The sequence below is a fragment of the Monashia sp. HAY1-2A genome, assembly GCF_056755315.1.
On sequence record NZ_JBNDHY010000271.1, the window covers coordinates 1 to 2,496 of the forward strand.

Here is a 2,496-nt window from a genome sequence, read left to right on the forward strand (position 1 = left end):
CCCCCCCCCGATTACTACGCGTCTCGTGGGCTCGGAGATGTGTATAAGAGACAGGGTCTGGCCCATGCCCCGCGTCCGGGCGGTGAGGGCGGTCCGCGTCCGGGCAACAACCCGTTCAGCTCGAGCCAGGGCATGCCCCGGCCGCAGTCGCGCCCCGGCGGCCCGCGTCCGGGCGCCCCGGCCGCGCCGCGTCCCGGTGGCGCACCTCGTCCGGGCGCGCCCCGTCCCGGCGGTGCCCGTCCGACGCCCGGCATGATGCCCGAGCGGAGCACGGTCGGCCGTCCCGGTCAGCGTCCGGCCGGTGGTCCCGGCCGCGGTGGCCCCGGGGGTGCCGGCGCCGGTGCCGGTCGCGGCGGCTTCGGTGGTGGTCCCGGTGGCCCCGCCGGTGGCGGTCGTGGTGGCTTCGGCGGTGGTCCGCGTGGTGGCGGCGCCGGCCGCGGCTCGACGGCCGGTGCCTTCGGCCGTGGTGGCGGACGTCCGGTCCGCGGTCGCAAGTCCAAGCGCGCCAAGCGCCAGGAGTTCGAGCAGATGCAGGCGCCGTCGATCGGTGGCGTCACCGTCCCGCGCGGTGACGGCTCGACCGTCATCCGCGTCCGACGGGGCTCGTCGCTGACCGACTTCGCCGACAAGATCAACGCCAACCCGGCATCGCTCGTCACCGTCCTGTTCCACCTTGGTGAGATGGCCACGGCGACGCAGTCGCTCGACGAGGACACCTTCAAGCTCCTCGGCGCCGAGCTGGGCTACGACGTCCAGGTCGTCTCGCCGGAGGAGGAGGAGAAGGAGCTCTTCGACTCCTTCAACATCGACCTCGAGACCGGCATCGAGGGCGAGGACGACGAGGACCTCGAGGCCCGCCCGCCGGTCGTCACCGTCGTCGGTCACGTCGACCACGGCAAGACCCGCCTGCTCGACGCCATCCGCAACGAGGACGTCGTGGCCGGCGAGGCCGGTGGCATCACCCAGCACATCGGTGCCTACCAGGTGCACCGTGAGCACGAGGGCGTCGACCGCGCGATCACCTTCATCGACACCCCGGGTCACGAGGCGTTCACCGCCATGCGTGCCCGTGGGGCGAAGGTCACCGACATCGCGATCCTCGTCGTCGCTGCCGACGACGGTGTCATGCCGCAGACCATCGAGGCGCTCAACCACATGCAGGCCGCGGACGTGCCGATCGTCGTCGCCGTCAACAAGATCGACGTCGAGGGTGCCAACCCGGCCAAGGTGCGTCAGCAGCTGACCGAGTACAACCTCATCGCCGAGGAGTACGGCGGCGACACGATGTTCGTCGACGTCTCGGCCCGCCAGGGTCAGAACATCGACGGACTGCTCGACGCGGTCCTGCTCACCGCCGATGCCGCCCTCGACCTCCGGGCCAACCCGGACAAGGAGGCCCGCGGCGTCGCGATCGAGGCCAACCTCGACCGTGGCCGTGGTGCGACCGCGACGGTGCTCGTCCAGACCGGGACGCTGCACGTCGGTGACTCCATCGTCACCGGCTCGGCCTACGGCCGCGTCCGCGCCATGCTCGACGAGCACGGCAACAACGTCGACGAGGCCGGCCCCTCGCGTCCGGTCCAGGTGCTCGGTCTCAGCTCGGTGCCGCGCGCCGGTGACACGTTCGTCGTGGCGCCGGACGACCGCACGGCCCGCCAGATCGCGGAGCGTCGTGAGGCGGCCGACCGCCAGGCCGTGCTCGCCAAGGCCCGCAAGCGCATCTCGCTCGAGGACCTCAACGAGGCCCTCGCAGCAGGCAAGGTCGAGACCCTCAACCTCATCCTCAAGGGTGACGTGTCGGGCTCGGTCGAGGCGCTCGAGGACGCCCTGCTCAAGATCGACGTCGGCGACGAGGTCGACCTGCGCATCATCGACCGCGGTGTCGGCGCCATCACGATGAACAACATCAACCTCGCGATGGCCTCGAACGCGATCATCATCGGCTACAACGTTCGCGCCGAGGGGCAGAACGCCGACTACGCCGAGCGCGAGGGTGTCGAGATCCGCTACTACTCGGTGATCTACCAGGCCATCGAGGAGGTCGAGGCGGCCCTCAAGGGCATGCTCAAGCCGGAGTTCGAGGAGGTCGAGCTCGGCACGGCGGAGATCCGCGAGATCTTCCGCTCGAGCAAGTTCGGCAACATCGCCGGATCGATCGTGCGCAGCGGCGAGATCAAGCGCGGCTCCAAGGCCCGCATCACCCGCGAGGGCGTCGTCGTCTCCGAGAACGTCGAGATCTCCGGTCTGCGGCGCTTCAAGGACGACGTCACCGAGGTCCGCGAGGGCTACGAGTGCGGTATCAACCTCGGGTCGTTCAACGACCTGCAGCTCGGCGACCTCATCGCCACCTACGAGATGCGCGAGAAGCCGCGCGTCTGACCGTCCACCGCGTCGACCACCGTCGTCGCACCCGGCGCCGGCCCCCATCCGGGCTGTCTCTTATACACATCTCCGAGCCCACGAGACGCGTAGTAATGTGGGGGGGTGGGTTTTTTT

Annotated in this window: 1 protein-coding gene; it reads left to right on the top strand. The window is 70.1% G+C overall.

Annotation, left to right across the window (positions count from 1 at the left end):
* Positions 1-2,379, top strand: a 2,379-nt coding sequence (infB, locus tag ACPYOM_RS21645) for a translation initiation factor IF-2 (RefSeq protein WP_481347535.1), incomplete at its 5' end; no start/stop codon positions are given.
* Positions 2,380-2,496: the final 117 nt, after the last annotated feature.